The organism is Desulforegulaceae bacterium (genome assembly GCA_034006035.1).
Taxonomy (GTDB): domain Bacteria; phylum Desulfobacterota; class Desulfobacteria; order Desulfobacterales; family JACKCP01; genus JACKCP01.
This window is the reverse complement of sequence record JAVETN010000015.1, coordinates 1-26,885: the sequence shown is the minus strand read 5'-3', so window position 1 is coordinate 26,885 and position 26,885 is coordinate 1. Positions and strand designations below refer to the sequence as shown.

Genomic DNA, 26,885 nt, shown 5'->3' with positions numbered 1-26,885 from the left:
GTAAGTATTTTGGGGAGAATGGATAAATTTCCATTCTCCCTTTTTTAATTCATAAAACTACGGCATAGTTAAATGTATTCCATTAATGATTATGATTTTTATCTTCCTCAAAACTTAATTGCTCAAAATCCTGCTGAAAAAAGAGACCAGTCAAGACTTTTTTATGTTCCCGGAAACAATAAAAGCTTTAAGCATTTAAAATTTCAGGATATATGTTCTTTTTTATCTGAAAATGATCTTCTTGTTATAAATAATACTAAAGTAGTACCTGCCAGGCTGTTTGGTAAAAAAGAGTCCGGTGGTAAGGTAGAAATTCTTATTTTAGATTACCTTGAAGGTTTAAAGTCTTTAGAAAAAAAAGCTGTATTTGAATGTTTTTGTTTAGTAAGAGCTTCAAGAAGGCCTAAAATAAACTCAAAAATTTTTATCACAGAGAATTTAACTGCAGAAGTAAAAGAAATTGATGGTAAAAAAGTAAAAATTTTATTTAAAAGTAAAAATGATATTTTAAAAGAAATAGATACTGCAGGTGAACTTCCGCTTCCTCCATATATTAAAAGAGAAAATAAAAAAAACTTAGAATCTGATAAGTTCAGATATCAAACTGTTTATGCAAAAAATAAAGGAGCAGCAGCAGCTCCCACAGCAGGGCTACATTTCACTGATGAGCTTATGAAAAAAATAAGAAATAAAGGTGCTGATTTTGCAGAAATAACTTTATATGTAGGATATGGAACTTTCAGTCCTGTTGAATGCGATGATATAAGAGAACATAATATTCATAGAGAAAAGTATTTTATAGACAAAGAAAATGCATTAAAAATAAATGAAGCTGTTAAAAAAGGAAAAAGAATTATTGCTGTTGGTACAACAAGTGTGAGGACTTTAGAATTTGCCTGTGAAAACAATGGATTTATAAGTTCAGGTGAAGGCTGTTGTGATCTTTATATATATCCAGGTTATAAATTTAAAATTGTTGATTCAATAATAACCAATTTTCATCTTCCAAAAAGTACCCTGCTAATGCTTGTTTCTGCTTTTGCAGGTTTTGATATTATTAAAAAAGCTTATAAAGAAGCTGTGGAAAATCAATATCGTTTTTTTAGTTATGGGGATTCTATGTTTTTAGAAACCAGGATTTAAACTGACAATCTTTTAAATTATACTGAAAAGTAAGTGAATTTTAAATTTAATGAATTTTGGAGTAATATCTAATGTTTTCTTTTGAAGTTTTAAAAAACGGCGGAGATAAATATGAAAGAACAGGAATAATAACCACATCAAGGGGGAAAATTGAAACCCCTATTTTTATGCCTGTTGGAACCCTTGGAAGTGTAAAGTCTTTAAGTGTTGAGGATGTAAAAAATGTTAATGCCCAGATTATTTTAGGGAATACCTACCATCTTTATTTAAGACCTGGAATGGAAGTTTTAAATCTTTTTGACGGGCTCCATAAGTTTATGAACTGGGATAAACCTCTTCTTACTGACAGCGGGGGATTCCAGGTTTTTTCTCTTGCCAGGCTTTCTAAGATAACTGAAAAAGGATATTCATTTCAATCGCATATAGATGGTTCAGCCCATCTTATGACTCCTGAAAAATCCATTGAAATTCAGCTTTGCATTGGCTCAGATATTATGATGTGCCTTGATCAATGTTTAGGATATCCTTCAGAAAAAAAGCAGGTTAAAGAAGCAGTTCATCTTACTACAAGATGGGCAAAAAGATGCTTTGACAGATGGAAGCAGGATGAAAAAAGAAATAATGCTTTGTTTGGAATTGTTCAGGGTGGAATGTTTGAAGATTTAAGAAGAATTTCAGCAGAGGAAATCTGTGAAAATGATTTTAGCGGGTTTGCTATTGGAGGTTTAAGCGTTGGAGAACCTCCACCCCTTATGTATGAAGTTGCTGAGTACAACCTTCCCATGCTTCCGCCTGAGAAACCAAAATATGTAATGGGAGTAGGTACTCCTGAAGATTTGGTAACCCTTGTAGGTTTTGGTGCAGATATGTTTGATTGTGTGATGCCAACAAGAAATGCCAGAAATGGAAAGCTTTTTACAAGGTGCGGGGATTTAAATATTTCCAATTCAAGATATAAGTCAGATACTTTGCCAATTGATCCCAAATGCAGCTGCCAAACCTGTCAAAATTATTCAAGGTCATATTTAAGACATCTTTACAAGTCAAAAGAGCTTTTGGCATACAGACTGAACACAATTCACAACCTTCATTATTATCTTGATCTTATGAAAAATATAAGGAATGCTGTTTCAAATTCTGAATATAAAAGTTTTAAAAAGCAATTTTTTGATGAAAGAAGTAAGGGAATAGATGGATTAAATGATTAATTAAAGGAGGAAATATGGCTGTAGCTGAAAAAATTGAGTCTTTTATGGGGAAATCATCCTGGATAAGAAAAATGTTTGAAGAAGGTGCAAGAATGAAGGCAAAATACGGAGCTGATAAGGTATTTGACCTAAGCCTTGGAAACCCGAATCTTCCTCCTCCAAAAGAATTTCAGGAAGCTCTTATGGTTGAAGCTGCTGTAGAAACCGAAGGAATTCACGGATATATGCCAAATCCGGGTTATCCCCAGGTAAGAGCAGAAATTGCAAAATCTGCTTCTGTTGATCAAGAAGTTTCTTTAACAGAAAATGAAATTCTAATGACCTGCGGTGCTGCAGGAGCTTTGAATGTAACTTTAAAAACCATTTTAAATCCAGGTGAAAAGGTTGTGGTTTCAAAGCCTTATTTTGTTGAATATGATTTTTACCTAGATAACCACGGGGGAGAGCTTGTTACTGTTCCTTCAACCAAAAGCTTTGGTCTTGATTTCAATGAAATAGAAAAAGCTATTAAAAAAGATACCAGAGCCCTTTTGATAAACTCACCCAACAACCCTTCAGGTGTAATTTACTCAAAAGAAGAACTAGATAAACTTGGTGAGATTCTTGAAGCCAAAAGTAAAGAGTTTGGAAAAGTAATTTATCTTATTTCTGATGAGCCCTATAGAAGAATTGCTTTTGATAATATTGTGGTTCCAGGTGTTTTAAGAGCATATAAAAATTCAATAGTAGCAAGTTCATACTCTAAAGAGCTGTCTTTGGCAGGGGAAAGAATAGGTTATATTGCAATTTCACCAACAGCAGATGACAAAGAGAAGCTGTTTAATGGAATGGCATTATGCAATAGAATTCTTGGTTTTGTAAATGCTCCCGGACTTATGCAAAGAGTTGTTGCAAAAATTCAGGGTGCCAAGGTAGATATTGAAGCCTATGAAAGAAAAAAACAGATTTTATGTGATGGGTTAAGGGAAGCTGGTTATGATTTTGTTGAGCCCAAAGGAGCTTTTTTCCTTTTCCCAAAATCTCCCATAGCAGACGATGTTGAGTTCGTTAAAATTCTTCAGGAAGAAAAAGTGCTGGCAGTTCCGGGTTCAGGATTTGGAGTACCAGGACATTTCAGGTTGTCATTTTGTGTTTCAGATTCTGTTATTGAAAATTCCATCAAGGGATTTAAAGCTGCAATTGATAAATGTAAAAAATAAGATTTATCTATATTTTGCCGGTTTTTTATCGGCAAAATATATTTAAGCTATCAGTTTTTAATATCAGGCTGAAAAACTACAATAAAAATTCAATCTTAATGGGTTCAAGATAATTTTGTTTAAAAGAGATTTAAAATGGTAAATAAGGATTTAAGTTCAGGTTTTTTTGGAGATTCTATTTTTTATGGATATCAAACAGATTATGAATCAAGGTGTTTCAGGGTTTTTGAAAAACAATCAGGAATAAAACCTGTTTTCAAGGGACGAGAAAATCCCCTGGGATTTCCAGGAGCAGGTGTTTTTGATTTGATAAAATTATCAGCCAGTCTTTTTAATAAATATTTTCCAGATATTTTGTTTTTGTGCGTGGGAGCAAACCACTTTGATGAAAACGGGATTTTAAGATATCCTTATTCAATGGGTGAAGCTGATTTTTTTGACCAGTATTTTATTCTTTTTGAAAAACTTCATAAAATGGGCTTAAATCTTATTTGGTGTGGTTTTCCTCCTTTTGAACAAGGCGGAATAGAACAAAAAAGAGCTCTTTATCTAAGCCATAAAATCTCAGAAATTGCCAAAAAATTTGATTTTAAATCCTCTTTTTTTATTGAAAGTCTTATAAATCAGCCTGATTTTGATCCCAGGGGTGGAATTTATTATGATAATTTGGCAATAGATATTCATCCAAATAATTGTGGACAGGAATTTATTGGCTCATTTTACGCTGATTATATTAAGAAAAACCAATAAATAATAATTGGAACCTGCTTTGGTTTAAGGGATAAAATTTATCCCTTAAATTTATTAAATAATTTTATTTGGGTGATCTTCCGTAAATATCATCAAATCTTACAATATCGTCTTCCCCAAGATAGCTTCCAGATTGAACTTCAACTATTTCAAGGGGAATTTTACCTGGATTATAAAGTCTGTGCAAAGTTCCAAGTGGAATATAAATTGACTCATCTTCTTTTAAAAGAATTTCATCTTCTCCCCTTGTAACAACAGCAGTTCCTTTCACCACAACCCAGTGTTCTGCTCTATGGTGATGTTTTTGTGCTGAAAGTTTTTCTCCGGGTTTTACTGTAAGTCTTTTAACCTGAAATCTTTCTGAAATATCAATTGTTTCGTAATTTCCCCAGGGTCTGTAAACTGTTTTGTGAATATCAGGTTCATCTCTTTTGTCTTTTTTAAGCTGGTCAACTATTTTTTTAACATCCTGAACCTTATCCCTTGATGCAACAAGAACAGCATCTGAGGTTTCAATTATAACATGATTTTCAACTCCAACAGCTGCAACAATTCTTGAGGTGGAATGAAGATAAGAGTTTTTTACATCTGAAAGATAAACATCTCCTGAAGTGACATTGTTGTTTTCATCTTTTTCTTTTGTCTGCCATAAAGCTTCAAAAGACCCAAGATCATTCCATTGGCATGAAATTGGAATTACAGCAGCCCGGGTTGTTTTTTCCATTATTGCATAATCTATTGAATCTTCAGGTGAAAGGCTGAAGCTTTCCTTATCAAGCCTCATAAAGTCAAGATCTGTCTGCCCTTTTTTAACAGCGGCTTTTGCACATTTTAAAATTTCAGGAGAGTTTTTTTCAAATTCTTCAATAATTGTTTTTGCTTTGAAAATAAACATTCCGCTGTTCCATAAATACTTACCTGATTCAAGATATTTTTTTGCAGTTTCAAGGTCAGGTTTTTCAACAAATTTATCAACCATGGAAACAGCCCCTGATACTGAAGATCCTTTTTTAATATATCCATAACCTGTTTCAGGAGAGGAAGGAACAATTCCAAATGTTATTACAAGATTTTTTTCTGCAGCCTCATATCCGGTTTTAATACTTTCTTTAAAGGTTTCCATATCTCCTATATAATGATCAGCTGGAAGAACAATTAAAGTGGGGTCCAAGTCAAGTTCAAGTGCTTTTACTGCTGAAACCGCTATTGCAGGAGCTGTGTTTTTGGCAATTGGCTCTAAAATTATTGAAGGATTGTTTATATTGATCTGCCTTAATTGTTCTGCAACCATAAATCTATGGTCTTCATTGCAGATTATTATAGGGTCTGAAAGATTTTCTATGTTTTCCAGCCTTAAAATTGTTTCCTGAAGCATGGTTTTTGTAGATGTAAGTTCAATTAGCTGTTTTGGATACAGTCTTCTTGAAAGAGGCCAGAGCCTTGTACCTGAACCACCGGCTAGAATTACTGGAATAAGCATAATTTCTCCATTGCTTTTATAATTTGTAATTTATTTTTTAAGGATTAACTTCTTAAATGAACAGATCAATTTATAATTATTATCTGTTAATTTAAAATTCAGTCAATATTAAATTAAGATATATTTAATTGACACTCCAGGTTTATGTGAATAAGTTTTGTTTTATTTAACCATTTAATAAAGTTTTTAGGGAAAAAAGTGAAAATTAAAATAGACAGGGAAGAAATTGCCTTTGATTTTGACGGAGTAATAGCTGATACAATGACACTTTTTGTGTCTCTTTTAAAAAAAGACTATGATAGAGGGGATATTTCAATTTCAGATATTACCAATTATGATCTTAGAAAATGCCTTGATGTTTCAGATGAGGTTTTAATGGACATAGGATTTAAAATAATCAGTGAGGATTGTTATAAGTTTCTAAAGCCCATTAAAGGTGCTGTTGATGTTTTAACAAATTTTGTTGAATCAGGGGAAAAACTTTTAATTATAACAGCAAGACCTGAAAAAAAACCTGTTGAACTCTGGGTTAACCACTATCTTAACATTAATGAAAAAAAATTTGAGGTTGTTGCAACCGGAGATTTCAATTCAAAAACAAAGGCTTTGCATGATTTTAATAAAAAACACCTTATCGAAGACAGGATAGAAACCTGTTTCCATTTAAAGGAAGAAGGATTTGAGCCCATTGTTTTTGTACAGCCCTGGAACAGACTTCCAAATGATTTTATTGAAGTAAAATCCTGGTCTGAAATTTCAAACCTTTTTGGTTGATTAAAATGGAAAATCAGGAATGGAATCAACTTGTTTTAAAATTTTTGTCTTTTCTTGAAACGGAAAAGAATTCAAGTGCCCATACAATCACAGGATATCACAGGGATTTAAAAGACTTTTATTTCTATATTAAAAATAATTTCAGTCAGTTAAATCCTGAAGATATAGAAAAGGATCAGGTTAGGAATTACCTTTATTTTCTCCATTCAAAAAAATATAAGCCTTCTTCAATTAGAAGAAAAATTGCTTCTCTTGCTTCTTTTTACAATTATCTTCTTAAAATAGATCTGGTAAAGAAAAATCCATGTACAGGGATAAGCCTTCCAAAGCTTCCGCAAACAATTCCTTCTTTTATTGGAATTGACGATATGTTTTATTTTCTTGATTCTATTTCTGTAAAAACCTGGCTTGATGCAAGAAATAAGGCTGTTTTTGAATTGATGTATTCAACAGGAATAAGGGTGTCTGAGCTTGTTGGTTTAAATGTTGATGATATTTTTGATTCTGGATTTATAAAAGTTTTTGGAAAAGGAAGAAAGGAAAGAATAATTCCTTGTTCTTCAAAGGCTTTAAAATTTGTTAAAGACTATATTGAGCTTGTTGAAATGGAAATTAATAAAAAACTTGAAGGAGCTCTTTTTTTAAACAGATTTAAAACAAGAATAAGAGCAAGATCCATTGCAAGAATTCTTGATGCACTTATATTAAAAGCCGGGCTTCATTTTAAAACCTCTCCCCATAAAATAAGGCATAGTTTTGCAACCCATATGCTTGATAACGGGGCTGATTTAAGATTTATTCAGGAGTTTTTAAATCATAAAAGCCTTTCAACCACACAAAAGTACACCCATGTCACCATGGATAGATTAATGGAAGTTTACGACAAATCACACCCAAGGAATTAGGGAAGTTAGGAGTTTGTAAGATGGATAAATTTAAGGGAACTACAATTTTAAGTATAAGAAAAGATAATAAGGTTGTTGTTGCAGGAGACGGTCAGGTAACTTTGGGAAATTCTGCAATAAAAAAAAATGCAAAAAAAGTAAGAAGAATATACAACGATAAAATTATTGTGGGTTTTGCAGGAGCAACCGCAGATGCCTTTACTTTAACAGAAAGGCTTGAAGCAAAACTTGAGCAATACAGCGGAAATCTTACAAGAGCATCTGTTGAGCTGGCAAGAGAATGGAGAACAGATAAGTATTTAAGACGGCTTGAAGCAATGATGATAGCAGCTGATGATTTAAATACATATTTGATTTCAGGAACAGGAGATGTGATTGAACCAGATGATGGGGTTATTTCCATAGGTTCTGGAAGTATTTCAGCACAATCAGCAGCTATTGCACTTTTTAGAAATACCAAAATGGATATTGAAGATATTGTTTTAAGTGCAATGAAAATAGCAGCAGAAACCTGTATTTATACAAATACAAATTTTACAATAGAAAAAATAGAAAAAAAATAAAGGGAAATTTATTATGCTTAACCTTACCCCAGCCATGATTGAACAGGAACTGGATAAATATATAATCGGGCAGAAAAATGCCAAGAAATCTGTTGCAATAGCACTTAGAAATCGTTGGAGAAGACGTCATGTTGAAGAGGATTTAAGAGATGAAATTTCTCCTAAAAATATAATTTTAATCGGGCCTACTGGAGTTGGTAAAACTGAAATTGCAAGAAGACTTGCCAGACTTACAGGTTCTCCTTTTGTAAAAGTGGAAGCTTCAAAATTTACTGAAGTGGGCTATGTGGGAAGAGATGTGGAGTCAATGGTTAGAGACCTTTTAAATACAGCAATTTCAATGGTCAAAACAAGTGAAGAGGAAAGAGTAAGGGAAAAAGCCAGGGAAATTGCAGTGGAAAAGGTTTTAAATCTTCTTCTTCCCGGTTCAGGGCAAAGCGAAGAGCAAAATTCAATGGATATTGTTGAAACTGCTGAAACCCGGGAAAAAACAAGAGAAAAATTAAGAAAAATGCTTGAAAATGGAAAACTTGATGAAAGAGAAGTTGAAGTTGAGGTAAATGAACGCTCAACTCCAATGGTTGAAGTTTTTTCCAATATGGGAATGGAAGAGCTTGGATTTAATTTTAAGGACATGATGGGAAATATTTTTCCCAAGAATACTAAAAAAAGAAAAATGAAGGTAAAAGATGCCCTTAAAATTATTGAAGATGATGAAGCAGCTTCTTTAATTGATATGGAATCAGTTTCAAAAAAGGCAATTGAGCTCACAGAGCAGTCTGGAATAATTTTTCTTGATGAAATAGACAAGGTTACAGGAAGAACAGGTGGAACAGGCCCTGATGTGTCAAGGGAAGGTGTTCAAAGGGACCTTCTTCCCATTGTTGAGGGAAGTACTGTGGTTACAAAATATGGGAATGTTAAAACTGATCATATCCTTTTTATTGCAGCAGGTGCTTTTCATATTTCAAAACCATCAGATCTTATTCCTGAGCTCCAGGGAAGATTTCCCATAAGAGTTGAGCTTGACTCCCTTGGAGCAGATGATTTTTATAGAATTCTTACCGAGCCTCAAAATGCCCTTACCCTGCAATATATTGCTCTTTTAAGAACTGAAAATATAAGAATTTCCTTTACAGATGATGCTGTAAGAGAAATTTCAACAATAGCAGAAGAAGTCAATGCAGGAACAGAAAACATAGGAGCAAGAAGGCTTCATACTATAATGGAAAAGCTTCTTGAAGAAATTTTATACAAGGCTCCTGATATAGACGAGAAAGATATTGAAATTGACAGTGCTTTTGTTAAAGATAAGCTTTCTGACATTAAAAACAATCAGGATTTAAGCAGATACATTTTATAAGAAAAGAAAAAGAAGATGACAGATACAATTTTTGATTCAGGCTCACCTGCAAAGGTTTCTGATATACTGGTTGAAGCTTTGCCATACATCAGAAAATTTGCAGGCATGACAATAGTTATAAAATATGGCGGTCATGCCATGGTAGATAAAAAATTAAAGCATGATTTTGCAAAAGATATTACTCTTTTAAAGTTTATCGGGATAAATCCTGTAGTTGTTCATGGAGGCGGTCCCCAGATTAACAATGTTTTAAAAAGAATGGGAATTGAAACAAAGTTTATCAAAGGAATGAGATTTACCGATGAAGAAACCATGGATGTTGTTGAAATGGTTTTGGGCGGAAAGGTGAACAAATCAATAGTAACCCTTATTTCGGGCGAAGGCGGAAAATGTGTTGGGCTTACAGGAAAAGACGGAGGACTTATTCTTGCTGAAAAAATGCAGATTTTTCAAAAATCAGATGAAAATAAACCTCCTGAAATTTTAGATCCGGGAATGGTTGGACGTGTTGTTGAAATAAGACCTGAAATTATAACAACTCTTTCAGATAAAGGATTTATTCCTGTAATAGCGCCTGTTGGAGTTGGTAAAAACGGTGAAACATATAATATAAATGCTGATATTGTTGCGTCTGAAGTAGCTTCAGCCCTTGGTGCGGGAAGACTTATTCTTATGACAGATGTTGACGGTGTTTTAGATAAAAATAAAAATCTTATTTCATCAATAGACTCAATTAAAGCCAAGGAAATGATAGATTCAGAAGAAATTGTCGGGGGTATGATTCCAAAAATTGAATGTGCTTTAAAAGCCGTTGAATCAGGAGTTTCGAAAGCTCAGATTATAAACGGAACAAAAAGCCATGCTATTTTATTAGAGCTTTTTACTAACCAGGGTATAGGTACAGAGGTGTTTTCATGTCAGAATTGATTGAAGTTTCAGATTCAAATATTGCCAATACATACGCACGTTATCCTTTTATGATAGAGCGGGGTGAAGGTCTTAAAATTTATGATGAAAAAGGCCGCTCATTTTATGATTTTTTTTCAGGTATTTCAGTATGCAGCCTTGGTCATTGTCATCCTGAAGTTGTGGAAGCTGTAAAAAATCAGGCTGAAAAGCTTTTTCATGTTTCAAATCTTTATTATACATTGCCCCAGACAAATCTTTCTAAAAAGCTGGTTGATTCAAGTTTTGCAGACAGGGTTTTTTTTGCAAATTCAGGAGCTGAAGCAAATGAAGCTGCAATTAAACTTGCAAGAAAATACGGCTGTGACAATTATGGAATTCATAAAAATAAAATTATAACTTTTTTAAATTCATTTCATGGAAGAACCCTTGGAACCATAGCAGCAACAGGTCAGGATAAAATCAAAAAAGGTTTTGCTCCAATTCCGGAAGGTTTTGATTACGCTGTTTTCAATGATATTGAATCTGTAAAAAAACTTGTAAGTGAAAAAACATGTGCAATTATGCTCGAGCCTGTTCAGGGTGAGGGCGGAATAATACCTGCTGATAAAAAATTTTTAAAAGATCTTAGAAAACTTTGTGACAAAAATCATATTTTACTTATTTTTGATGAAATCCAAACAGGGGTTGGAAGAACAGGCAAGCTTTTTTGTTATGAAAATTATGATGTAATTCCAGATATAATGACCCTTGCCAAGGCTCTTGGAAATGGAATGCCAATTGGTTGTATGCTTGCTTCCAACCATGTAATGCAGTCCTTTGGCCCAGGCTCCCATGGCACTACTTTTGGAGGCAATCCAATTTCATGTGCAGCAGCAGATAAAGTGCTTGAAATTATACAACGGGACAATTTGTGTGAAAAAGCTTTGGAAAAAGGAAGATATTTACTTGATTTAATGATGAAATTAAAGGAAAAACATAAGTTCATCAAAGATGTCAGGGGACTTGGTCTTTTAATTGGGGTTGAACTTGATAAAAATATTGAGGTGGAATCCCTTGTAAAAAAGTTTTATGAAAAAGGTTTTTTAATAAACATAATTCAAGGACATATAATAAGACTTTCTCCGCCTTTAATAATAGATAATGAAACAATTGAGATGTTTGCAAAAACTGCAGACATTGTTTTTGGGGAACTTTAAATAAAACAGAGGCTAAATTGAAAAAGGATCTGCTTCATTTAGGAGAATTAAAAAAAGAAGAGCTTAATTTTTTTATTAAAAGAGCTATTGAGCTGAAGTCAAGGTTTAAAAAAGGTATAATAGACAGGCCTTTTATTTCAAAAACAATGGCACTTATTTTTGATAAGGCCTCCACAAGAACAAGAGTTTCCTTTGAAGTTGCTTTTGCCCAGCTTGGCGGACATCCTATGTTTTTAAGCTCGGGGGCAACCCAGATGAGCAGAAGTGAGCCTGTTAAAGATACAGCAAGGGTTCTTGAAAGATATTGTGATATTCTTGTTATAAGAACCTATGGTCAGGAACTAGTTGAAGAATTTGCAAAGCATAGCAAAATTCCTGTTATAAATGCTCTTACAGATATTTATCATCCCTGCCAGATTTTAAGTGATTTAATGACTGCTGCAGAGCATAAAGGCGGAATTGATAATCTTTCAAATCTTAAGTTTACATGGATTGGGGATGGAAATAATGTTGCTCATTCATGGATAAATGCTGCTAAGATTTTAGGCTTTGAATTAAGCCTTGCAATCCCAAAAAGCTATGATCCTGATAAAGAAATTTTTGAAAATGCAGTTAAAGTAAATAAAAATATAAAAATTTTCAGAGATCCAAAAGAAGCTGTAAAAAATGCAGATATAATTTATACAGATGTCTGGGCAAGCATGGGACAGGAAAAAGAACAAAAAGAAAGAGAAAAGGTTTTTAAAAACTTTTGTGTTGATTCCAGTCTTTTAAGCCATGCAGCAAAAGATTGTTCTGTAATGCATTGTCTTCCAGCCCATAGAGGTGAGGAAATAAGTGATGAAGTAATGGAGGGAAACCAGTCAATAATTTTTGATGAAGCAGAAAACAAACTTCATATGCACAAAGCTATTCTGGATATTTTTATTACTAATAATTTAAAACAACAACAGAGGTAATTATGTCTGATATAAAAAAAGTTGTTCTTGCATATTCTGGAGGACTTGACACTTCAGTGATTTTAAAATGGTTAATTGAAACCTATGATTGTGAAGTTATAGCTTACACAGCTGATTTAGGTCAGGAAGAAGAACTTGATTTTGTAAAGCCAAAAGCCCTTAAAACAGGAGCCTCAAAGGTTTATATTGAAGATTTAAGAGAAGAATTTGTAAAAGATTATATTTTTCCAGCTTTCAGGGCAAATGCAATTTATGAGGGAAATTATCTTTTAGGGACTTCCATTGCAAGGCCTCTTATTTCAAAAAGACAGGTTGAAATTGCAAGAATGGAAGGAGCTGATGCTGTTAGTCACGGTGCCACAGGTAAAGGAAATGATCAGGTAAGATTTGAACTTTCATACCTTGCTTTAGAACCCAATATAAAATGTATAGCTCCATGGAGAGACTGGGATTTAAATTCAAGAACAGCTCTTATGGCTTTTGCCAAAAAACACGGAATAGATGTTCCCACAACACTTGAAAAGCCTTATTCAACAGACAGAAACATGCTTCACATAAGTTATGAAGGCGGAGTTCTTGAAGACCCTTGGGAGCCTCCAACCGATGATATGTATGTAATGAGTGTTCCTCCTGAAAAAGCTCCTGATAAACCTGAAATAATTGAAATTGAATTTGAAAAAGGAGATCCTGTTGCAATAAACGGAGAATATTTATCTCCTGGAGTTTTATTTGCAAAATTAAACAAACATGCAGGACAAAACGGAATTGGAAGAATAGATCTTGTTGAAAACAGGTTTGTTGGAATGAAATCAAGGGGAGTATATGAAACTCCGGGGGGAACAATTTTAAGAAATGCCCACATGGCCATGGAATCAATCACACTTGACCGTGAAGTTGCCCATATAAGAGATTCTCTTATACCAAAATACGCAGAGCTTGTTTATAATGGATTTTGGTTTTCTCCTGAAATGGAAATGCTTCAATCCATGGTAGATCACACCCAGCAGGTTGTTTCAGGTACAGTTAAAATGAAACTTTACAAGGGTAATTCATATATTCTTGGAAGAAAATCAAAAAATTCCCTTTATAATCCTGAAATTGCAACCTTTGAAGAAGACAATAGAGCATACAATCAAAAGGATGCAGAAGGTTTTATTCGTTTAAATGCCCTTCGTTTAAGAATTCAGGAAATGATGCGGAGGAATTCATGAGTTCCAAGCTCTGGGGAGGAAGATTTTCAGTAACAACTGACAAAGCTGTGGAAAAATTTTCTTCTTCCATAGATTTTGACTCTTTGCTTTACAAAGAAGATATTCAAGGAAGTATTGCCCACTCAAAAATGCTTGCTGAATGCGGGATAATTTCAAAAGAAGATTTCAAAAAAATTGAAAAAGGGCTTTTGAAAATTGAAAAACAAATAGAATCAGGTGATTTTATCCATGATGATTCACTTGAAGATATTCACATGCATATAGAGTCTTGTCTTACCCAAGAAATTGGCGATGCTGCAAGAAAACTTCATACTGCAAGAAGCAGAAATGATCAGGTTGGCCTTGATATAAGACTTTATCTTAAAACAGTTATAAATGAAGTTGTTGAAAATCTTTTTTATTTAAGAAAAAACTTTTATGAAAAAGCAGTTTTAAATATAAATACAATTTTGCCTGGTTATACACATTTGCAAAGGGCTCAGCCAGTGTCTTTTGCCCACCATATGCTGGCTTATTATGAAATGTTTACAAGAGATTCTTCAAGATTTATTGATTGTTTAAAAAGATTTGATGAAAATCCTTTAGGATCTGCAGCTCTTGCTGGCACTCCCCATAAAATAGACAGAAAAAGAACCACTGAACTTTTAAATTTTTCCACTTATACAAAAAACAGTATGGATGCTGTTTCAGACAGGGATTTTGTAATAGAATTTCTTTCTTCAGCTTCAATTTGCATGATGCATTTAAGCAGAATTTCAGAAGAACTTATTTTGTGGTCAACTTCAGAGTTTGCTTTTGTAACCATTTCAGATGGATTTACAACAGGAAGTTCAATTATGCCCCAAAAGAAAAATCCTGATATTCCAGAACTTGTAAGGGGTAAAACAGGAAGGGTTTATGGAAGTCTTGTTGCAATTTTAACTTTAATGAAATCCCTGCCCATGACCTATAATAGAGATATGCAGGAAGATAAACCTCCTTTGTTTGACGGAGCCAAAACCCTTTTATCATGTATTGATATTTACAATAGAATGCTTCCTGAAATAAAAATAAACAAAGACAAAATGCTTGAAGCAACAAAAACTGGATTTTTAAATGCAACAGATATGGCAGATTATCTTGTTGAAAAAAATGTTGCTTTTAGACTTGCCCACGAAATCACAGGAAAGGCAGTAGCTTTAGCTCTTGATAAGGGGTGTGAGCTTGAAAATCTTAGCCTTGAAGATTTAAGAACAATTTCAAGTGCTTTTGATGATGACATTTATTCTTATCTTGATATAGAAACTGTGGTTGATAAAAGAATATCCCTTGGCGGCACTTCAAGGGAAAATATTAAAAACCAACTTAAAAATATTAAAGAGCTTCTTAATGAAGAAAAACAAAAATTTAATTATTAGTTTTGTTTTTATATTTATTGTTTTTTCGGGCTGCGGAAGAAAGGCCATGCCTTTTGTTCCCAAAAATGAAACAATTCCAAAGCCTGAAAATTTAAAAGTTGTTTTTGAAAATGAAAAGCACACTCTTTTTTTTGATTATAAAGGAAGTGCAGATTATTTTATTTTGGAACTTTCTAAAACCCAGTGCAAGTCTTGTCCTGATTCTTTTATAAAAATTGCTGAAATTGAAGGTGAGCGTAATTACCATGTTTTTTCATTTTTTGGAGAAGGGCAATATAAATTAAAGCTTACAGCTGTAAAAAATAAGATAAAAAGTGAGTCTGCTTTAAAAGAAGTTGAAATTCAATAATGTTGGCTGATGTTTATTTAAGCTTAGGTTCAAATCTTGGAGAAAAATTTGATAATTTAAAAAAGGCTGTTTTTTTTCTTAAAAAAGAATTTGGAGAAATTCAAATTTCTAATTTTTATGAAACCAAACCCTTAGATTATAAAAATCAATCAGAGTTTATAAATTGCTGCATTTTTTTTAAAACAAAAAAAAATTGTTTTGAAGTGTTTGAAAAAACAAGAAAAATTGAAAAGCAATTGGGGCAGTTTGAAAAAGAATTAAGATTTGGCCCAAGGATTATTGATATAGATATAATTTTTTTTTCAGATAAAATTATAAATACTCCAAATCTTAAAATACCCCATGAAAGAATGCATAAAAGGGCTTTTGTTCTTTTCCCCTTGATGGATCTTAATGAAAGTTTTGTTCATCCGGTGTTTAAAAAAAATATCAGGCAATTATCTGAAGCAAAAAAAGTTTTAGGTCAGGGGATAAAAAAAATTGGTAATTGTTCCAGATTAATCTGACAATAAAATTGTTTTACTGCCAAGAACAGATGTTGTATTTTTTTCGGGCCGGTTTCAGAAGATATGGTTTTTATATTTCCTGATTTGGAGTATAGAAAAAATTAAGCTTGGGAAGAATAGAGCAGCTGTTCTGGTTTTAAGCTGAATATAAGCAAAATATCTAAGGAATAATTAAAATGAAGTTTAAAATTAATGACGATTTAAAGAAAAAACTTATGCATCCAAATGCTTTTACCCTTTATAGGGTGATTGCTGTTCCGGTTTTGATTATTCTTATGCTGGGAAATAGTTTTTGGAATTGTTTTTTTGCAACTCTTGTATTTATTTTGGCATCTATTACAGATTATCTTGACGGATTTTTAGCCAGAAAAATGGGACTTGTTTCAAATTTTGGTAAAATGATGGATCCCCTTGCAGACAAGATTTTAGTAAGTTCAGCTTTTATAATGCTTGTTGCCAAAGGCTGGGTTCCTGGCTGGGTTGTTTGTATAATAATCGGTCGTGAACTTGCTGTAACAGGGCTTAGGAATCTTATGACAGAAAACAATGATGATGTTTCAGCTTCTGTTATTGCAAAGTGGAAAACAGGGTTTCAGATTGCAGCTCTTATTCCTTTGATTTATCATTATAAGTTCATTGGAATTGATATGGCATATATTGGAAATCTTTTAATCTGGGTTGCCCTTGTTTTAACTATTATTTCAGGCTTTGATTATTTTTATAAGGCAAGAAAATATTTTATTGAATAAATTTCTCAGTTAAAAAAGACAATTTATAAATAAAATCAATTTTTTTAGGACTTTAAAAATATTAAATCATTGTTATGATATGATTTTGAGATTTTAACAGGATTTTAATCAGAAATTGATCCGGGAGTAAATTTCTATTCCCCAACAAAATATTTTTTAAAGGTGAGTGTTAATGAAAGAAATTAAATGGGAAAAAGAGTTTGATATTTTAATAAAAGATCTTGACGAGCCAAGGAAGTTTTTAGCTGACAAATTAAGCGAGGTTTTAAAAAATATATCTACAAATCCCGGCAGCTCTAATATTGAAGACCTTAATGCGGTAATTGACGGGTTTAGAATTCATTTTGGCAGGGAAGAAAAGCTTCTTGCAAAATATGGTTATCCTGAAGTAGATCTTCATCGAAAAGAACATAAAAGCTATGTGAGATATCTTATTAAGCTGAGAAGAAAGCTTGCTGAAAATCCAGATTTGGCTGAAAACGAAATGGTAAAAGAAATTGCTGATGTTTATCGCGAACATTTAAGTAAAAGCGATAAAGAATATGCTCCATACTTGAGACTTAAGAAAAAAATTGAGGTACATAGTTTAAGAAAATAAAAAAAACTGGAGTTTTCATACAATTTTATTAAGTTTCTCCAGTTTTATTAAAATTTAATTGAGTGCAGGTTTTGTTAATTAATAAACTATCAATTTTTAAACACAAATTTTAAATTCTGCTGTAAAGGAAATTACTTACAGCAGAATTTTTTGCTTCTATATCTGAAATAAATTCATGGTCAAAAATATTGTCTTCATTAATATCTGGAAGTTCAAATAAAAGCTTTCTTTTCCCTATCTCTAAAAGAGCAGTGATAGAATAGCAGGAAAGATATTTAAATAAAATATCCTGGGGAAGACTTGCAAGATGAAATCCTGCAGGATAATCATATCTTGCCTGGATAAGTTCTGAAGCAGCTGCAAGAAGAAGCATTCCATTGGTATTATTTAAAAAAGTTTCAGGATCTTCTTTTTTTTGGTTAAAAGCAGATTTTAAAAATTCTGCTCCTGCCTTGGAAATAGGTTCAAGCCACTTGTCTTTTAAGTTTTTTGGTAAAACTGATTTAGCTCCTAAATTAACAACATCATCCATAAATGAATTTATCACGATCTCTCCTTTTAATAAATATATGCAAAAATCAAGCCTTTTTTTAGTTGCTCCATTTGACATAGATCATCAAATGATTAAATTTAAAGTTAAAGAATTTATTTAACCTGTCAAGACAATTAGATAAAGTAATTTTTTACCTTAAGGAGAGGGATAAAATATGAACTTTGATAAATTTACCATAAAATCCCAGGAAATAATTGGAAACTCTCAAAGTCTTGCTTTGAGAAAAGGTCATCAGTCCATTGAAAACATACATTTTTTAAGTTCAATGATTGAGGATAAAGACGGAATAGCATCTTTGGTTTTAGAAAAAGCAGGGGTTATAAGAGAGGCTTTTATAAATAAAGTCGATTCTCTTTTGGGTCAAATTCCTTCTGTTTCTGGTGGAAACACTCAGATTTCTATTTCTAGAAATGCATTTAAGGTTCTTGATGCTTCGTTTTTAATAGCTGAAAATATGAAGGACCAATATGTAAGTGTTGAACATCTTCTTTTATCCCTGATTGATAATTCAGAGGAAAAGATAAAAGATCTTTTTAAAACAAATAATATTACAAAAGATATAATTTTAAATGTTTTAATGGAAATAAGGGGAAACGAAGTGATTAGAGATCAAAATCCTGAAGAAAAATATCAGGCTTTGGAAAAATATGGAAAAGATCTTACAGAGCTTGCAAAAAGAGGAAAGCTTGATCCTGTTATAGGCAGAGACGAGGAAATAAGGCGGGTTGTTCAGATTTTATCAAGAAGAACCAAAAACAATCCTGTTCTCATAGGAGAGCCAGGTGTTGGTAAAACTGCAATTGCAGAAGGACTTGCAAGGAGAATAATTGAAGGTGATGTGGCTGAAACCTTAAAAAATAAGAAAATTATTTCTCTAGATCTTGGGGCTCTTGTTGCCGGAGCAAAATATAGGGGAGAATTTGAAGACAGGCTTAAGTCTTTTTTAAAGGAGATTGAAAAATCAGACGGTGAAATCATCCTTTTTATAGATGAGCTTCACACTCTTGTTGGAGCAGGTGCAGCAGAAGGTTCAATGGATGCCTCAAATATGCTCAAACCTTCTCTGGCCAGGGGGGATTTAAAATGTATTGGTGCCACAACCCTTAATGAATATAAAAAATATATTGAAAAAGATTCAGCTTTGGAAAGAAGATTTCAGCCACTTATAATCAAAGAACCTGATGTGGAAGATACAATTTCAATTTTAAGAGGGCTAAAAGAAAAATATGAAGTTCACCATGGAGTAAGAATAAAAGATTCAGCCATAGTTTCTGCTGCAACCCTTTCAAACAGATATATTGCAGACAGGTTTCTTCCGGATAAAGCAATAGATTTAATTGATGAGGCAGCTTCTAAAATAAGAATAGAAATAGATTCCATGCCTGCTGAAATTGATGAAATCCAAAGAAAGGCAACCCAGCTTGAAATTGAAAGGGAAGCTTTAAAAAAAGAAAGTGATGAAGGTTCAAAAAAACGCCTTGAAAAAATTAATTCAGAATTTTCTTCTTTAAAAGAAGAGCTCCTTGAAAAAAAAGGTAAATGGGAAGCTGAAAAAGATAAAATTGGTAAGGTCAGAGCTATTAAAGAAGAGCTTGAACAACTTGGAATTGAGGCCTTAAAATTTGAAAGAGAAGGCAATTATGAAAAAGTTGCTGAAATAAAATATGGAAGAATTAATCAGCTTAAGATGGAGCTTGAAAAAGCTTTGGAAGAATCTTCCAAGGCAAAAAATTCAATTATAAGGGAAGAAGTTGATTCTGAAGATATTGCCCAGGTTGTGTCTGGGTGGACAGGAATTCCTGTGAGCAAAATGCTTGAAAGTGATATGGAAAAACTTGTTTCCATGGAAGATCGAATAGGCAAAAGACTTATAGGGCAAAACCAGGCTGTAAAGGCAGTTTCAGACGCAGTAAGAAGGGCAAGATCTGGAATCTCAGATCCTGATAAACCAATTGGATCTTTTATTTTCCTTGGCCCAACAGGGGTGGGTAAAACAGAGCTTGCCAAGGCTTTGGCAGAATTTTTGTTTGATACAGAAAATGCTGTAATTCGGGTTGATATGACAGAATATATGGAAAAGCATGCTGTTTCAAGGTTGATTGGTGCTCCTCCTGGATATGTAGGTTATGAAGAAGGCGGATATCTTACAGAATCAGTAAGAAGACGTCCTTATTCAGTTATCTTGTTTGATGAAATTGAAAAAGCTCATCCCGATGTATTTAATATTTTGCTCCAGATTCTTGATGATGGAAGACTTACAGACGGACATGGAAAAACAGTTGATTTTAAAAACACAATAATAATTATGACCTCAAATATTGGAAGTCATTTTGTTCTTGAATATGCAAATAAAGATCATAATGAAATGACTGAAAAAGTAGGGGAAATACTCAGGGGCTCGTTTAAGCCGGAATTTCTTAATAGAATTGATGAAACAATTGTTTTTCACAATCTAAATAAAGAGCAGATAAAAGAAATTGTAAAAATCCAGCTTATTCATCTTAAAAAAAGGCTAGAAACAAAAAATATTTTACTTGAAGTTAATGATGATGTTTTAAATCATATTTCTGAAGTTGGATATTCGCCTGATTTTGGGGCCAGACCTCTTAAAAGAGCTTTGCAAAATCTTATAGAAAACAAATTATCCCTTTCAATTTTAAAAGGCGAAATTATAGATGGAAGCAAAGTTGAGGCAAAAATGGAAAACAATGAAATTGTATTTAAGGCAAATTGATAAATTAAATTGTAACTTTTTTGTGAAATTATAGTCTTTATAAATACAACTCAATAAAATTATTGGGATAATCTATTGAACTATTAAAATAGTTATGCTAGAAACAGCACAAAATTTTTAACGGAGGCAAAACAATGATTGAAGTGACTAAAAGTGCAATTGAGGAAATAAAAGGTTTTTTTGAAGGCAAAGAAATTATGCCTATAAGAGTTTTTGTTGCCAGCGGCGGCTGAGCAGGCCCATCAATGGCCCTTGCTCTGGATGAGCAAAAAGATACAGACGAAGTATTTGAAGTAGATGGTTTTAAATTTGTAGCTGAAAAAGAATTTTTAAAGCAGGCTACACCTGTTAAAATTGATTATACGGCAACAGGGTTTAAAGTTGATTCAAATGTTAATTTTGGACCTAGCGGATGCGGCAGTTGCAGTTCCGGCGGAAGCTGTGCAGTTTAGTTTAAAATAAGAATTATAATCAGGGCAGTCTTTTTATAAAGGCTGCCTTTTTTATTTTGTTTGGGAAGCTAACATTTCAACAATTTTTAAGTCTGCTCCTGGAAATGTGTATTTTTTTAGTAAAGAAGGCTTTACCCATAAAACAATTTCATGGTCTTTGTTGCAGACTTTCTTGTCAATCAGTCTGACTTTGAAAAAAATAAGTTTTATTGTTTTAGTGGGGTATTCATGAATCAATTCATGAAAAAAAGAAATGATTTCAGCTTGAACGCAAAGCTCTTCTTCAATTTCCCTTAGAATGCATTCTTCTGGAGTTTCATTGTTTTCAAGCTTTCCTCCGGGAAACTCCCAAAAACCTTTAAAATCCCCTTTTTTTCTTTTCCCAATTAGAATCCTGTCTTTTTTTTCATTGAAAATAATTGCTGCACACACTGTAATCATGCCTTTTCCCCTGGATTTGATTCAAGATAAAACCATTCATAATGATAAACAATGGAAACTAAACAAATATTTAATCTTGACCTTGGATAAAAAAGAAATTAATATTTTAGCACTGCTTTAAGGCAGTCTGGTTTCATTGTCAATTATTCCAGTTATAATAAGGAAAAATTGTTAAATGGAAACTTTTATATTATTAAATTTAAGAAAGGGTTAGTTTAGATGGCAAACGGAGTAGTTAAATGGTTCAGCGACAAAAAAGGCTTTGGTTTTATTGAACAGGAAAATGGCACAGATATTTTTGTTCATTTTTCAGCAATCAATACAGATGGTTTTAAATCGTTGAACGAAGGTGATAATGTCACCTTTGATATCAAAGAAGGGCCAAAAGGACCTGCTGCTGATAATGTAACAAAAGTTTAAATTCTTTTTATATTTTGAAAACCTAAAGCATCTTCTTCTTAACAGTTGAAGATGCTTTTTTTTTACAGTCAATAAAAATTAGGGCTGTGAATATTAAAACAAGACCTTATCTGGGTTTAAATTCACGCCTTTTAGTTTGTATAAAATATTATGGTATATTTTAATGGTTAAAGATTTTTTTAAATTTAAAACAATGGCTGAGTTTACCGGGGAAGAGTGGGAGCTTATATGTTCAAGGTGTGGACTTTGCTGTATGGAAAAACTTATAGACAGTGAAACAGAAGAGCTTTTTTTTACCTGCGTATCCTGTGTTTATCTTAATCTTGATGATTTTAACTGCAATATTTATGAGAAAAGATTTGAGTGCAAAAATGATTGTGTAAAGTTAAGTATTGATTATCTTGAAAAATATATTAAACATCTTCCCATAAATTGTTCATATAGAATTCTTTTTCTTAATAAAAAATTGCCTGACTGGCATTATCTTATTTCAGGGGATAAAAACCTTGTGCATAAGCTTGGGATTTCAGCTAAGGGAAAGGCTGTTTCAGGAAAAGATGTTTTTCAGGAAGATTTGGAAGATTATATAATATTTTAAAATTATGAAATTTAAAAAGGGAGTAGTTTAATGAGCCAGGTTTTGTCTATTTCGGTTCTTGACGGAAGATATAAAAGATATACTTCACCATTGGCGGAAATTTTTTCTGAGTTCGGTCTTATAAAACACAGGGTTGAAATTGAAATTAATTGGTTTGTTTTTTTAATGGAAGAATTAAAGTTTGGTGAAATTTCTCAAGAAGAAAAAACTTACCTTTATGATATAGTTAAAAATTTTGATGAAAAAGACGCAAATAAAATTAAAGATATTGAAAAAGTTACCAACCACGATGTAAAGGCCTGCGAGTATTTTTTAAAAGAAAAATTTGATCAAGGCACAAAAAATCTTTCCAGCTTAAAAGAGTGGATTCACTTTGCATGCACTTCTGAAGATATAAATAATACTTCCTATTGTCTCATGATAAAAAGAGGCAGGGAAAAAGCTGTTGAACTTTTTGGTGAAGTTTTAGAACTGATTGAAAGTTTAGGTGTTAAATTCAAAGCAGAACCAATGATGTCAAGAACCCATGGACAGCCTGCCACCCCAACTACCATGGGAAAAGAACTTATAAATTTTGCCTGGAGAATAAGAGATGAGCTTAATGTTTTGAAAAATCTTCCAATCCAGGGAAAAATGAATGGGGCAACAGGTAATTTCAATGCTCATATTTCTGCTTTTCCAAATATTGACTGGATTGAAGCCTCTGAAAAATTTATAAATAAATATCTTGGGGTTGAACCTCTTTTTTATACAACCCAGATCAACCCATATTCTTATATTTCAAAAAATCTTCATTCTATTTCAAGGCTTTGTTCAATTTCCATAGATTTGGCAAGGGATATGTGGGGATATATTTCCCTTGGATATTTTAAGCAGAAAATAAAAGATGGCGAAGTGGGTTCTTCAACCATGCCCCATAAGGTAAATCCAATAGATTTTGAAAATAGTGAAGGAAATTTTGGGCTTTGTTCTTCAATTGGAGAACATCTAGGTTCAAAGCTTCTTGTTTCAAGATTTCAAAGAGATTTGTCAGATTCAACGGTTTTAAGAAATTTGGGTGCTGTTTTTGGATATTTGTTTATTGGAGGCAACTCAATTATCAAGGGACTTTCAAAAATTGAGCTTAATAAAGAAATCTTAAAAAAAGATCTTGAAGAAAATCTCGAGCTTCTTGCAGAACCTGTGCAAACAATAATGCGTGCTTTTGGAGAAGAAGACCCCTATGAAAAAATGAAAAAACTCACAAGAGGACATAGAATAACAAGAGATGAACTTGATTTGTTTATCGACTCCCTTGAAAATCTCCCTGAAAATGAAAAAGAAAGACTTAAAAAATTAACACCTGAAACATATACAGGCACAGCTGAAGCTTTAGTTGATAAATATGTAAAAACATATCTTTGATAATTTGTTGAAAACAATAATTGTTTTTTAGCTGTTGATATATAAGTTTAACAGAAGAAATGTTTTAAGCTTTTAGTTTTTTAATCTGATGCCGGATGAGACAAAACAGGGTTTTTGTCCGGCACTTAATTAAGTTTTTTTTAGAAATGCCGAATTGATATTAAATCAAAATTTAAAAAAATGTTTTAATTTTTGGGAAAGTCAATTCTTTTACTGCTAAAAAAGCAGTTTTAAAATCCGGGGGCAGAATGAAAAAAAACCTTCTTTTTTTTGCAATTTTCTTTTTTTTCTCATTTGAAGTTTCTTACTCAAAAAATTTTATTGTCTATTTAAAGGATAATTCAAGGATAATTTCAAATGAATTCAGTTTACCCCTTGATAAAGAAAAAAAAGACGATCTTTACAATCCTAATTTAAGGGCCACTGATTTAAATATTTCTCAAATAGAATATACTTCAGATAAAGACAGCCTTGTTCATTATATTCTTAAGCCAGAGCTTTTTTCAAAAGTTCTTGAGCTTGATTTTATTGAAGAAGTCCCTGGAATTTCCAATTCTTATACATTGGCAATTAAATTTGACGACAATAGAATTGATAACAGCTCCAATGCAAAGTTTTTTAGATATTCAGGAAACTCCACTCCCTCAAAAAAAATTTCAGTATTAAGATTTGATGAATACAATAATACCTGGATTCCTGAATACCTTGATTTTTCAATGGTAGATAAAATTGAATTTAGAAAAAGAAGTTTAAAGCAAGATAAAGACAGCACCAGAGAAGATGAGCTTTTAAAAGAAGAAAATATTGAAGAAAAAAAATCAGAACTCAAAAAAAAGCTTCTTTTCAGCTCTGATAGTTTTGACCAGATTGATTTTGCAGAAAAATTAAAAAACACAATGCTGGATCTTAAAAACAATAAAAATGAATATGGAACTTCTATTGTTTTAAGGGTTAATTTTGATTTTGATTCCAGTAAAATTGATTCAAAAGCAGCATCTTTTCTTGATTCCATAGCAAGAGTGATTGGATCTCCTGAATTTTTGGGCACGCGTTTAAGCCTCAGGGGATTTACAGACAGCACAGGTGAAGAAAAATATAATCTTTTGCTTAGCAAAAGAAGAGCTGAATCTGTTAAAGCCTATCTTCAAAAAAGCAATGTTTCGCCTTCAAGAATAGAATCTCAGGGTTTTGGCAAGGCAATGCCTATTCTTCCAAATACCAATGAATACTATAAAAGCATGAATAGGAGAGTGGAAATTTATCCGCTGTTTTTTTAGATACTATGGCAAAAGATTTACTCCTTGATATAAAAAACATCACTATTTGCTACCAGGATTTTTTGGCCTTGCCCGGAACATCTTTTTCCATTTCCAAGGGTGAAAATATTCTTGTAACAGGAAAAAACGGCAGTGGAAAAACTTCTCTTATGAAGGCAATAACTGGAGAAGTACCCATTTGCAAAGGCAATATTTCCCGCTATCATAAGCTTCCTTTAAGTAAAAATATTTTATATATTTCATTTGAAAACCTAAGAAAAATAATGCGAAAGCAGGTAAATCTTGAGGAGGCTGAGTATTATTCAGGTAAAAAAATAAAGCCTGATGTTTTGTCCATTTTAGATGATAAAAACCCTTTTTATAAAACTTTTGATCTAAATTCATTTAAAGATAAAAACATAGATAATCTTTCAAGTGGTGAATTAAGAAAATTTCAAATTTTAAAAGCCTTTGAAGATAAGCCCGAACTTATAATTCTTGATGAGCCTTTTGATGGGCTTGATTTAAACTCAGTTAAGCTTCTAAAGCAGATTGTTTTAGATATTTGTTCTTCAGATATAAGTTTTATTCTTGTAACCCATAGATTGGATGAAATCCCAGGGTGTAAATTCAGATATCTTGCCATTGATGACAATAAAGTGTTTGAGGTTGAAAATCCTGATATTTTAAAAATTTCAGGTAAAAAGACCCCTGATTTATCGGAATTTCTAGAAAGGAAAGTCTCTTTTAAAAAAGAAGTTATTGCCAGTCTTGTAAACTGCAATGTTTTTTATGGAGAAAAAAAAGTTCTTGAAAATATAAATCTTCAAATTTCAAGGGGAGACAAATGGGTTATCAAAGGTGAGAACGGTTGCGGCAAATCAACACTTTTATCTCTTATCACAGGAGATAATCTCCAGGTTTACTCAAACGATGTAAAGGTTTTTGGAAAAAAAAGAGGTGGAGGAACAACTATCTGGGAGCTTAAAAAAAACACAGGATTTATTTCTCCCTCATTGCATTTGCAGTATGATAAAAAAATTGAAGCCTATAAAGTTTTAATTTCCGGTTATTATGATTCCATAGGACTTTATAAAAAACCTGATAAAAAGCAGATTGATACAGCAAGCTATATTTTTAAAAAGTTTGGTATTGAAGAGTTTTTTTATAAAAATTTTCTTTTTCTTTCCTATGGACAGCAAAGACTGATTTTTATTTTAAGGGCTCTTATTAAAAATCCTGACCTCATTATCATGGATGAACCCTGTCATGGTCTTGACCCTTATTATAGAAAGATTGTTCTTGATATTGTAAAAGTCATTTGTAAAATGTCACATAAGTCTTTAATCTATGTAACACACTTGGACTCAGAACTTGATTTTGATTATGATTATGTTTTTGAATTTATAAGGAAAAAAGATAGTTCAGGTTATTATACAAAAACAATAAAAGTTTAATCAGAGTCTTTTTTAAACTGGGTTTAAAATAAAAAAGATTAAAAAGTTTAAAAAAGGGTTTGACAAGGAGAACAAAAAAGAACTATAAGCTGTCTCGTTCCTCAGGGAAGTAAAACAAAAGTTTTTGAGGGGCAAGTTCTTTAAGAAAAGTTTAACAAACTGAAAAAAGTAGTTGACAGAAGAAAAGAAAAGAAAAGATATAATTCTGTCTTCCGTTTGTTTGAATTTAAAAACAAATCGATCTTTGAAAACTAAACAGCAGACAGGTCCTTGAAATAAATTTTTTACGGAGAGTTTGATCCTGGCTCAGA

Annotated in this window: 27 protein-coding genes; 24 read left to right on the top strand and 3 right to left on the bottom strand. The window is 32.4% G+C overall.

Annotated elements, in window-relative coordinates; genetic code table 11:
• Nucleotides 1–72: 72 nt before the first annotated feature.
• From queA to RBR53_10475, 4 genes are all read left to right on the top strand, one after another.
• Nucleotides 73–1,143, top strand: coding sequence for a tRNA preQ1(34) S-adenosylmethionine ribosyltransferase-isomerase QueA (gene queA / locus RBR53_10490; protein ID MDY0133081.1), 1,071 nt, complete (start codon nt 73–75; stop codon nt 1,141–1,143).
• A 71-nt stretch (nt 1,144–1,214) separates the two neighbouring features.
• Nucleotides 1,215–2,351: a tRNA guanosine(34) transglycosylase Tgt gene (gene tgt / locus RBR53_10485; GenBank protein MDY0133080.1), complete on the top strand. Its 1,137-nt coding sequence runs from the start codon at nt 1,215–1,217 to the stop codon at nt 2,349–2,351.
• Nucleotides 2,352–2,365: 14 nt separating this feature from the next.
• Nucleotides 2,366–3,550: a pyridoxal phosphate-dependent aminotransferase gene (locus tag RBR53_10480; GenBank protein MDY0133079.1), complete on the top strand. Its 1,185-nt coding sequence runs from the start codon at nt 2,366–2,368 to the stop codon at nt 3,548–3,550.
• Between the two features lie 135 nt (nt 3,551–3,685).
• A complete protein-coding gene (locus RBR53_10475) occupies nt 3,686–4,300 on the top strand; it encodes an SGNH/GDSL hydrolase family protein (GenBank protein ID MDY0133078.1) in 615 nt (204 codons plus the stop codon).
• Between the two features lie 64 nt (nt 4,301–4,364).
• On the opposite strand, the gene RBR53_10470 is transcribed toward RBR53_10475, so the two are convergent.
• Nucleotides 4,365–5,780 (bottom strand): mannose-1-phosphate guanylyltransferase/mannose-6-phosphate isomerase, encoded by a 1,416-nt coding sequence (locus RBR53_10470; protein MDY0133077.1) that lies wholly within the window; start codon nt 5,778–5,780, stop codon nt 4,365–4,367.
• A gap of 198 nt (nt 5,781–5,978) precedes the next feature.
• Between RBR53_10470 and RBR53_10465 the strand changes: the two genes are divergently transcribed.
• The 13 genes from RBR53_10465 (at nt 5,979) to RBR53_10405 (ending at nt 17,259) form a co-directional block, all read left to right on the top strand.
• Entirely contained in the window at nt 5,979–6,554 is a 576-nt protein-coding gene (locus tag RBR53_10465) for an HAD hydrolase-like protein (GenBank protein ID MDY0133076.1), read from the top strand.
• Nucleotides 6,555–6,559: 5 nt separating this feature from the next.
• Entirely contained in the window at nt 6,560–7,459 is a 900-nt protein-coding gene (locus RBR53_10460; GenBank protein ID MDY0133075.1) for a tyrosine-type recombinase/integrase, read from the top strand.
• Nucleotides 7,460–7,479: 20 nt separating this feature from the next.
• Nucleotides 7,480–8,022, top strand: coding sequence for an ATP-dependent protease subunit HslV (gene hslV, locus RBR53_10455; protein MDY0133074.1), 543 nt, complete (start codon nt 7,480–7,482; stop codon nt 8,020–8,022).
• Between the two features lie 13 nt (nt 8,023–8,035).
• Entirely contained in the window at nt 8,036–9,385 is a 1,350-nt protein-coding gene (hslU, locus tag RBR53_10450; GenBank protein MDY0133073.1) for an ATP-dependent protease ATPase subunit HslU, read from the top strand.
• 15 nt (nt 9,386–9,400) lie between these two features.
• Complete coding sequence (argB, locus tag RBR53_10445; GenBank protein MDY0133072.1) at nt 9,401–10,312, top strand: acetylglutamate kinase; 912 nt, start codon at nt 9,401–9,403, stop codon at nt 10,310–10,312.
• A complete protein-coding gene (locus RBR53_10440) occupies nt 10,300–11,490 on the top strand; it encodes an aspartate aminotransferase family protein (GenBank protein MDY0133071.1) in 1,191 nt (396 codons plus the stop codon). The genes argB and RBR53_10440 overlap by 13 nt, the downstream gene beginning before the upstream one ends.
• A gap of 17 nt (nt 11,491–11,507) precedes the next feature.
• Nucleotides 11,508–12,449: an ornithine carbamoyltransferase gene (argF, locus tag RBR53_10435; protein MDY0133070.1), complete on the top strand. Its 942-nt coding sequence runs from the start codon at nt 11,508–11,510 to the stop codon at nt 12,447–12,449.
• Between the two features lie 2 nt (nt 12,450–12,451).
• Complete coding sequence (locus RBR53_10430) at nt 12,452–13,660, top strand: argininosuccinate synthase (protein MDY0133069.1); 1,209 nt, start codon at nt 12,452–12,454, stop codon at nt 13,658–13,660.
• Nucleotides 13,657–15,057, top strand: coding sequence for an argininosuccinate lyase (argH, locus tag RBR53_10425; GenBank protein ID MDY0133068.1), 1,401 nt, complete (start codon nt 13,657–13,659; stop codon nt 15,055–15,057). The genes RBR53_10430 and argH overlap by 4 nt, the downstream gene beginning before the upstream one ends.
• Nucleotides 15,029–15,406, top strand: a complete 378-nt coding sequence (locus RBR53_10420; GenBank protein MDY0133067.1) for a hypothetical protein — start codon at nt 15,029–15,031, stop codon at nt 15,404–15,406. The genes argH and RBR53_10420 overlap by 29 nt, the downstream gene beginning before the upstream one ends.
• Complete coding sequence (folK, locus tag RBR53_10415) at nt 15,406–15,912, top strand: 2-amino-4-hydroxy-6-hydroxymethyldihydropteridine diphosphokinase (GenBank protein MDY0133066.1); 507 nt, start codon at nt 15,406–15,408, stop codon at nt 15,910–15,912. Before RBR53_10420 ends, folK begins: the two co-directional genes overlap by 1 nt.
• A 176-nt stretch (nt 15,913–16,088) precedes the next feature.
• Entirely contained in the window at nt 16,089–16,661 is a 573-nt protein-coding gene (gene pgsA / locus RBR53_10410; protein ID MDY0133065.1) for a CDP-diacylglycerol--glycerol-3-phosphate 3-phosphatidyltransferase, read from the top strand.
• Nucleotides 16,662–16,833: 172 nt separating this feature from the next.
• Nucleotides 16,834–17,259, top strand: a complete 426-nt coding sequence (locus RBR53_10405; protein MDY0133064.1) for a hemerythrin family protein — start codon at nt 16,834–16,836, stop codon at nt 17,257–17,259.
• A gap of 109 nt (nt 17,260–17,368) precedes the next feature.
• On the opposite strand, the gene RBR53_10400 is transcribed toward RBR53_10405, so the two are convergent.
• Nucleotides 17,369–17,806: a hypothetical protein gene (locus RBR53_10400; protein ID MDY0133063.1), complete on the bottom strand. Its 438-nt coding sequence runs from the start codon at nt 17,804–17,806 to the stop codon at nt 17,369–17,371.
• A gap of 160 nt (nt 17,807–17,966) precedes the next feature.
• Here RBR53_10400 and clpB point away from each other — a divergent pair, with 160 nt between their 5' ends.
• Together clpB and RBR53_10390 are read left to right on the top strand one after the other, a co-directional pair.
• Nucleotides 17,967–20,546 (top strand): ATP-dependent chaperone ClpB, encoded by a 2,580-nt coding sequence (clpB, locus tag RBR53_10395; protein ID MDY0133062.1) that lies wholly within the window; start codon nt 17,967–17,969, stop codon nt 20,544–20,546.
• A 134-nt stretch (nt 20,547–20,680) separates the two neighbouring features.
• Nucleotides 20,681–20,998: an IscA/HesB family protein gene (locus RBR53_10390; GenBank protein MDY0133061.1), complete on the top strand. Its 318-nt coding sequence runs from the start codon at nt 20,681–20,683 to the stop codon at nt 20,996–20,998.
• A 51-nt stretch (nt 20,999–21,049) separates the two neighbouring features.
• Here RBR53_10390 and RBR53_10385 read toward each other — a convergent pair whose 3' ends face one another.
• Nucleotides 21,050–21,439 carry a (deoxy)nucleoside triphosphate pyrophosphohydrolase gene (locus RBR53_10385; protein ID MDY0133060.1) on the bottom strand — a complete coding sequence of 130 codons (390 nt, stop codon included), beginning with the start codon at nt 21,437–21,439 and terminating at the stop codon, nt 21,050–21,052.
• 219 nt (nt 21,440–21,658) lie between these two features.
• Here RBR53_10385 and RBR53_10380 point away from each other — a divergent pair, with 219 nt between their 5' ends.
• From RBR53_10380 to RBR53_10360, 5 genes are all read left to right on the top strand, one after another.
• Nucleotides 21,659–21,859, top strand: coding sequence for a cold shock domain-containing protein (locus RBR53_10380; GenBank protein ID MDY0133059.1), 201 nt, complete (start codon nt 21,659–21,661; stop codon nt 21,857–21,859).
• 163 nt (nt 21,860–22,022) lie between these two features.
• Nucleotides 22,023–22,457: a YcgN family cysteine cluster protein gene (locus tag RBR53_10375; protein MDY0133058.1), complete on the top strand. Its 435-nt coding sequence runs from the start codon at nt 22,023–22,025 to the stop codon at nt 22,455–22,457.
• 30 nt (nt 22,458–22,487) lie between these two features.
• Nucleotides 22,488–23,861, top strand: coding sequence for an adenylosuccinate lyase (gene purB, locus RBR53_10370; GenBank protein MDY0133057.1), 1,374 nt, complete (start codon nt 22,488–22,490; stop codon nt 23,859–23,861).
• A 248-nt stretch (nt 23,862–24,109) separates the two neighbouring features.
• Nucleotides 24,110–25,138, top strand: a complete 1,029-nt coding sequence (locus tag RBR53_10365; GenBank protein ID MDY0133056.1) for an OmpA family protein — start codon at nt 24,110–24,112, stop codon at nt 25,136–25,138.
• A 5-nt stretch (nt 25,139–25,143) separates the two neighbouring features.
• The gene (locus RBR53_10360; protein MDY0133055.1) at nt 25,144–26,574 is read left to right on the top strand and encodes an ATP-binding cassette domain-containing protein; all 1,431 of its coding nucleotides are present in this window, start codon (nt 25,144–25,146) and stop codon (nt 26,572–26,574) included.
• The last annotated feature ends 311 nt before the right edge of the window (nt 26,575–26,885 follow it).

Coding starts and splice junctions, on each gene's coding strand:
- queA (MDY0133081.1), top strand. CDS start 73: ATGTATTCCATTAATGATTATGATTTTTATCTTCCTCAAAACTTAATT.
- tgt (MDY0133080.1), top strand. CDS start 1,215: ATGTTTTCTTTTGAAGTTTTAAAAAACGGCGGAGATAAATATGAAAGA.
- RBR53_10480 (MDY0133079.1), top strand. CDS start 2,366: ATGGCTGTAGCTGAAAAAATTGAGTCTTTTATGGGGAAATCATCCTGG.
- RBR53_10475 (MDY0133078.1), top strand. CDS start 3,686: ATGGTAAATAAGGATTTAAGTTCAGGTTTTTTTGGAGATTCTATTTTT.
- RBR53_10470 (MDY0133077.1), bottom strand. CDS start 5,780: ATGCTTATTCCAGTAATTCTAGCCGGTGGTTCAGGTACAAGGCTCTGG.
- RBR53_10460 (MDY0133075.1), top strand. CDS start 6,560: ATGGAAAATCAGGAATGGAATCAACTTGTTTTAAAATTTTTGTCTTTT.
- hslV (MDY0133074.1), top strand. CDS start 7,480: ATGGATAAATTTAAGGGAACTACAATTTTAAGTATAAGAAAAGATAAT.
- hslU (MDY0133073.1), top strand. CDS start 8,036: ATGCTTAACCTTACCCCAGCCATGATTGAACAGGAACTGGATAAATAT.
- argB (MDY0133072.1), top strand. CDS start 9,401: ATGACAGATACAATTTTTGATTCAGGCTCACCTGCAAAGGTTTCTGAT.
- RBR53_10440 (MDY0133071.1), top strand. CDS start 10,300: ATGTCAGAATTGATTGAAGTTTCAGATTCAAATATTGCCAATACATAC.
- RBR53_10430 (MDY0133069.1), top strand. CDS start 12,452: ATGTCTGATATAAAAAAAGTTGTTCTTGCATATTCTGGAGGACTTGAC.
- argH (MDY0133068.1), top strand. CDS start 13,657: ATGAGTTCCAAGCTCTGGGGAGGAAGATTTTCAGTAACAACTGACAAA.
- RBR53_10420 (MDY0133067.1), top strand. CDS start 15,029: ATGAAGAAAAACAAAAATTTAATTATTAGTTTTGTTTTTATATTTATT.
- folK (MDY0133066.1), top strand. CDS start 15,406: ATGTTGGCTGATGTTTATTTAAGCTTAGGTTCAAATCTTGGAGAAAAA.
- pgsA (MDY0133065.1), top strand. CDS start 16,089: ATGAAGTTTAAAATTAATGACGATTTAAAGAAAAAACTTATGCATCCA.
- RBR53_10405 (MDY0133064.1), top strand. CDS start 16,834: ATGAAAGAAATTAAATGGGAAAAAGAGTTTGATATTTTAATAAAAGAT.
- clpB (MDY0133062.1), top strand. CDS start 17,967: ATGAACTTTGATAAATTTACCATAAAATCCCAGGAAATAATTGGAAAC.
- RBR53_10385 (MDY0133060.1), bottom strand. CDS start 21,439: ATGATTACAGTGTGTGCAGCAATTATTTTCAATGAAAAAAAAGACAGG.
- RBR53_10380 (MDY0133059.1), top strand. CDS start 21,659: ATGGCAAACGGAGTAGTTAAATGGTTCAGCGACAAAAAAGGCTTTGGT.
- RBR53_10375 (MDY0133058.1), top strand. CDS start 22,023: ATGGTTAAAGATTTTTTTAAATTTAAAACAATGGCTGAGTTTACCGGG.
- purB (MDY0133057.1), top strand. CDS start 22,488: ATGAGCCAGGTTTTGTCTATTTCGGTTCTTGACGGAAGATATAAAAGA.
- RBR53_10365 (MDY0133056.1), top strand. CDS start 24,110: ATGAAAAAAAACCTTCTTTTTTTTGCAATTTTCTTTTTTTTCTCATTT.
- RBR53_10360 (MDY0133055.1), top strand. CDS start 25,144: ATGGCAAAAGATTTACTCCTTGATATAAAAAACATCACTATTTGCTAC.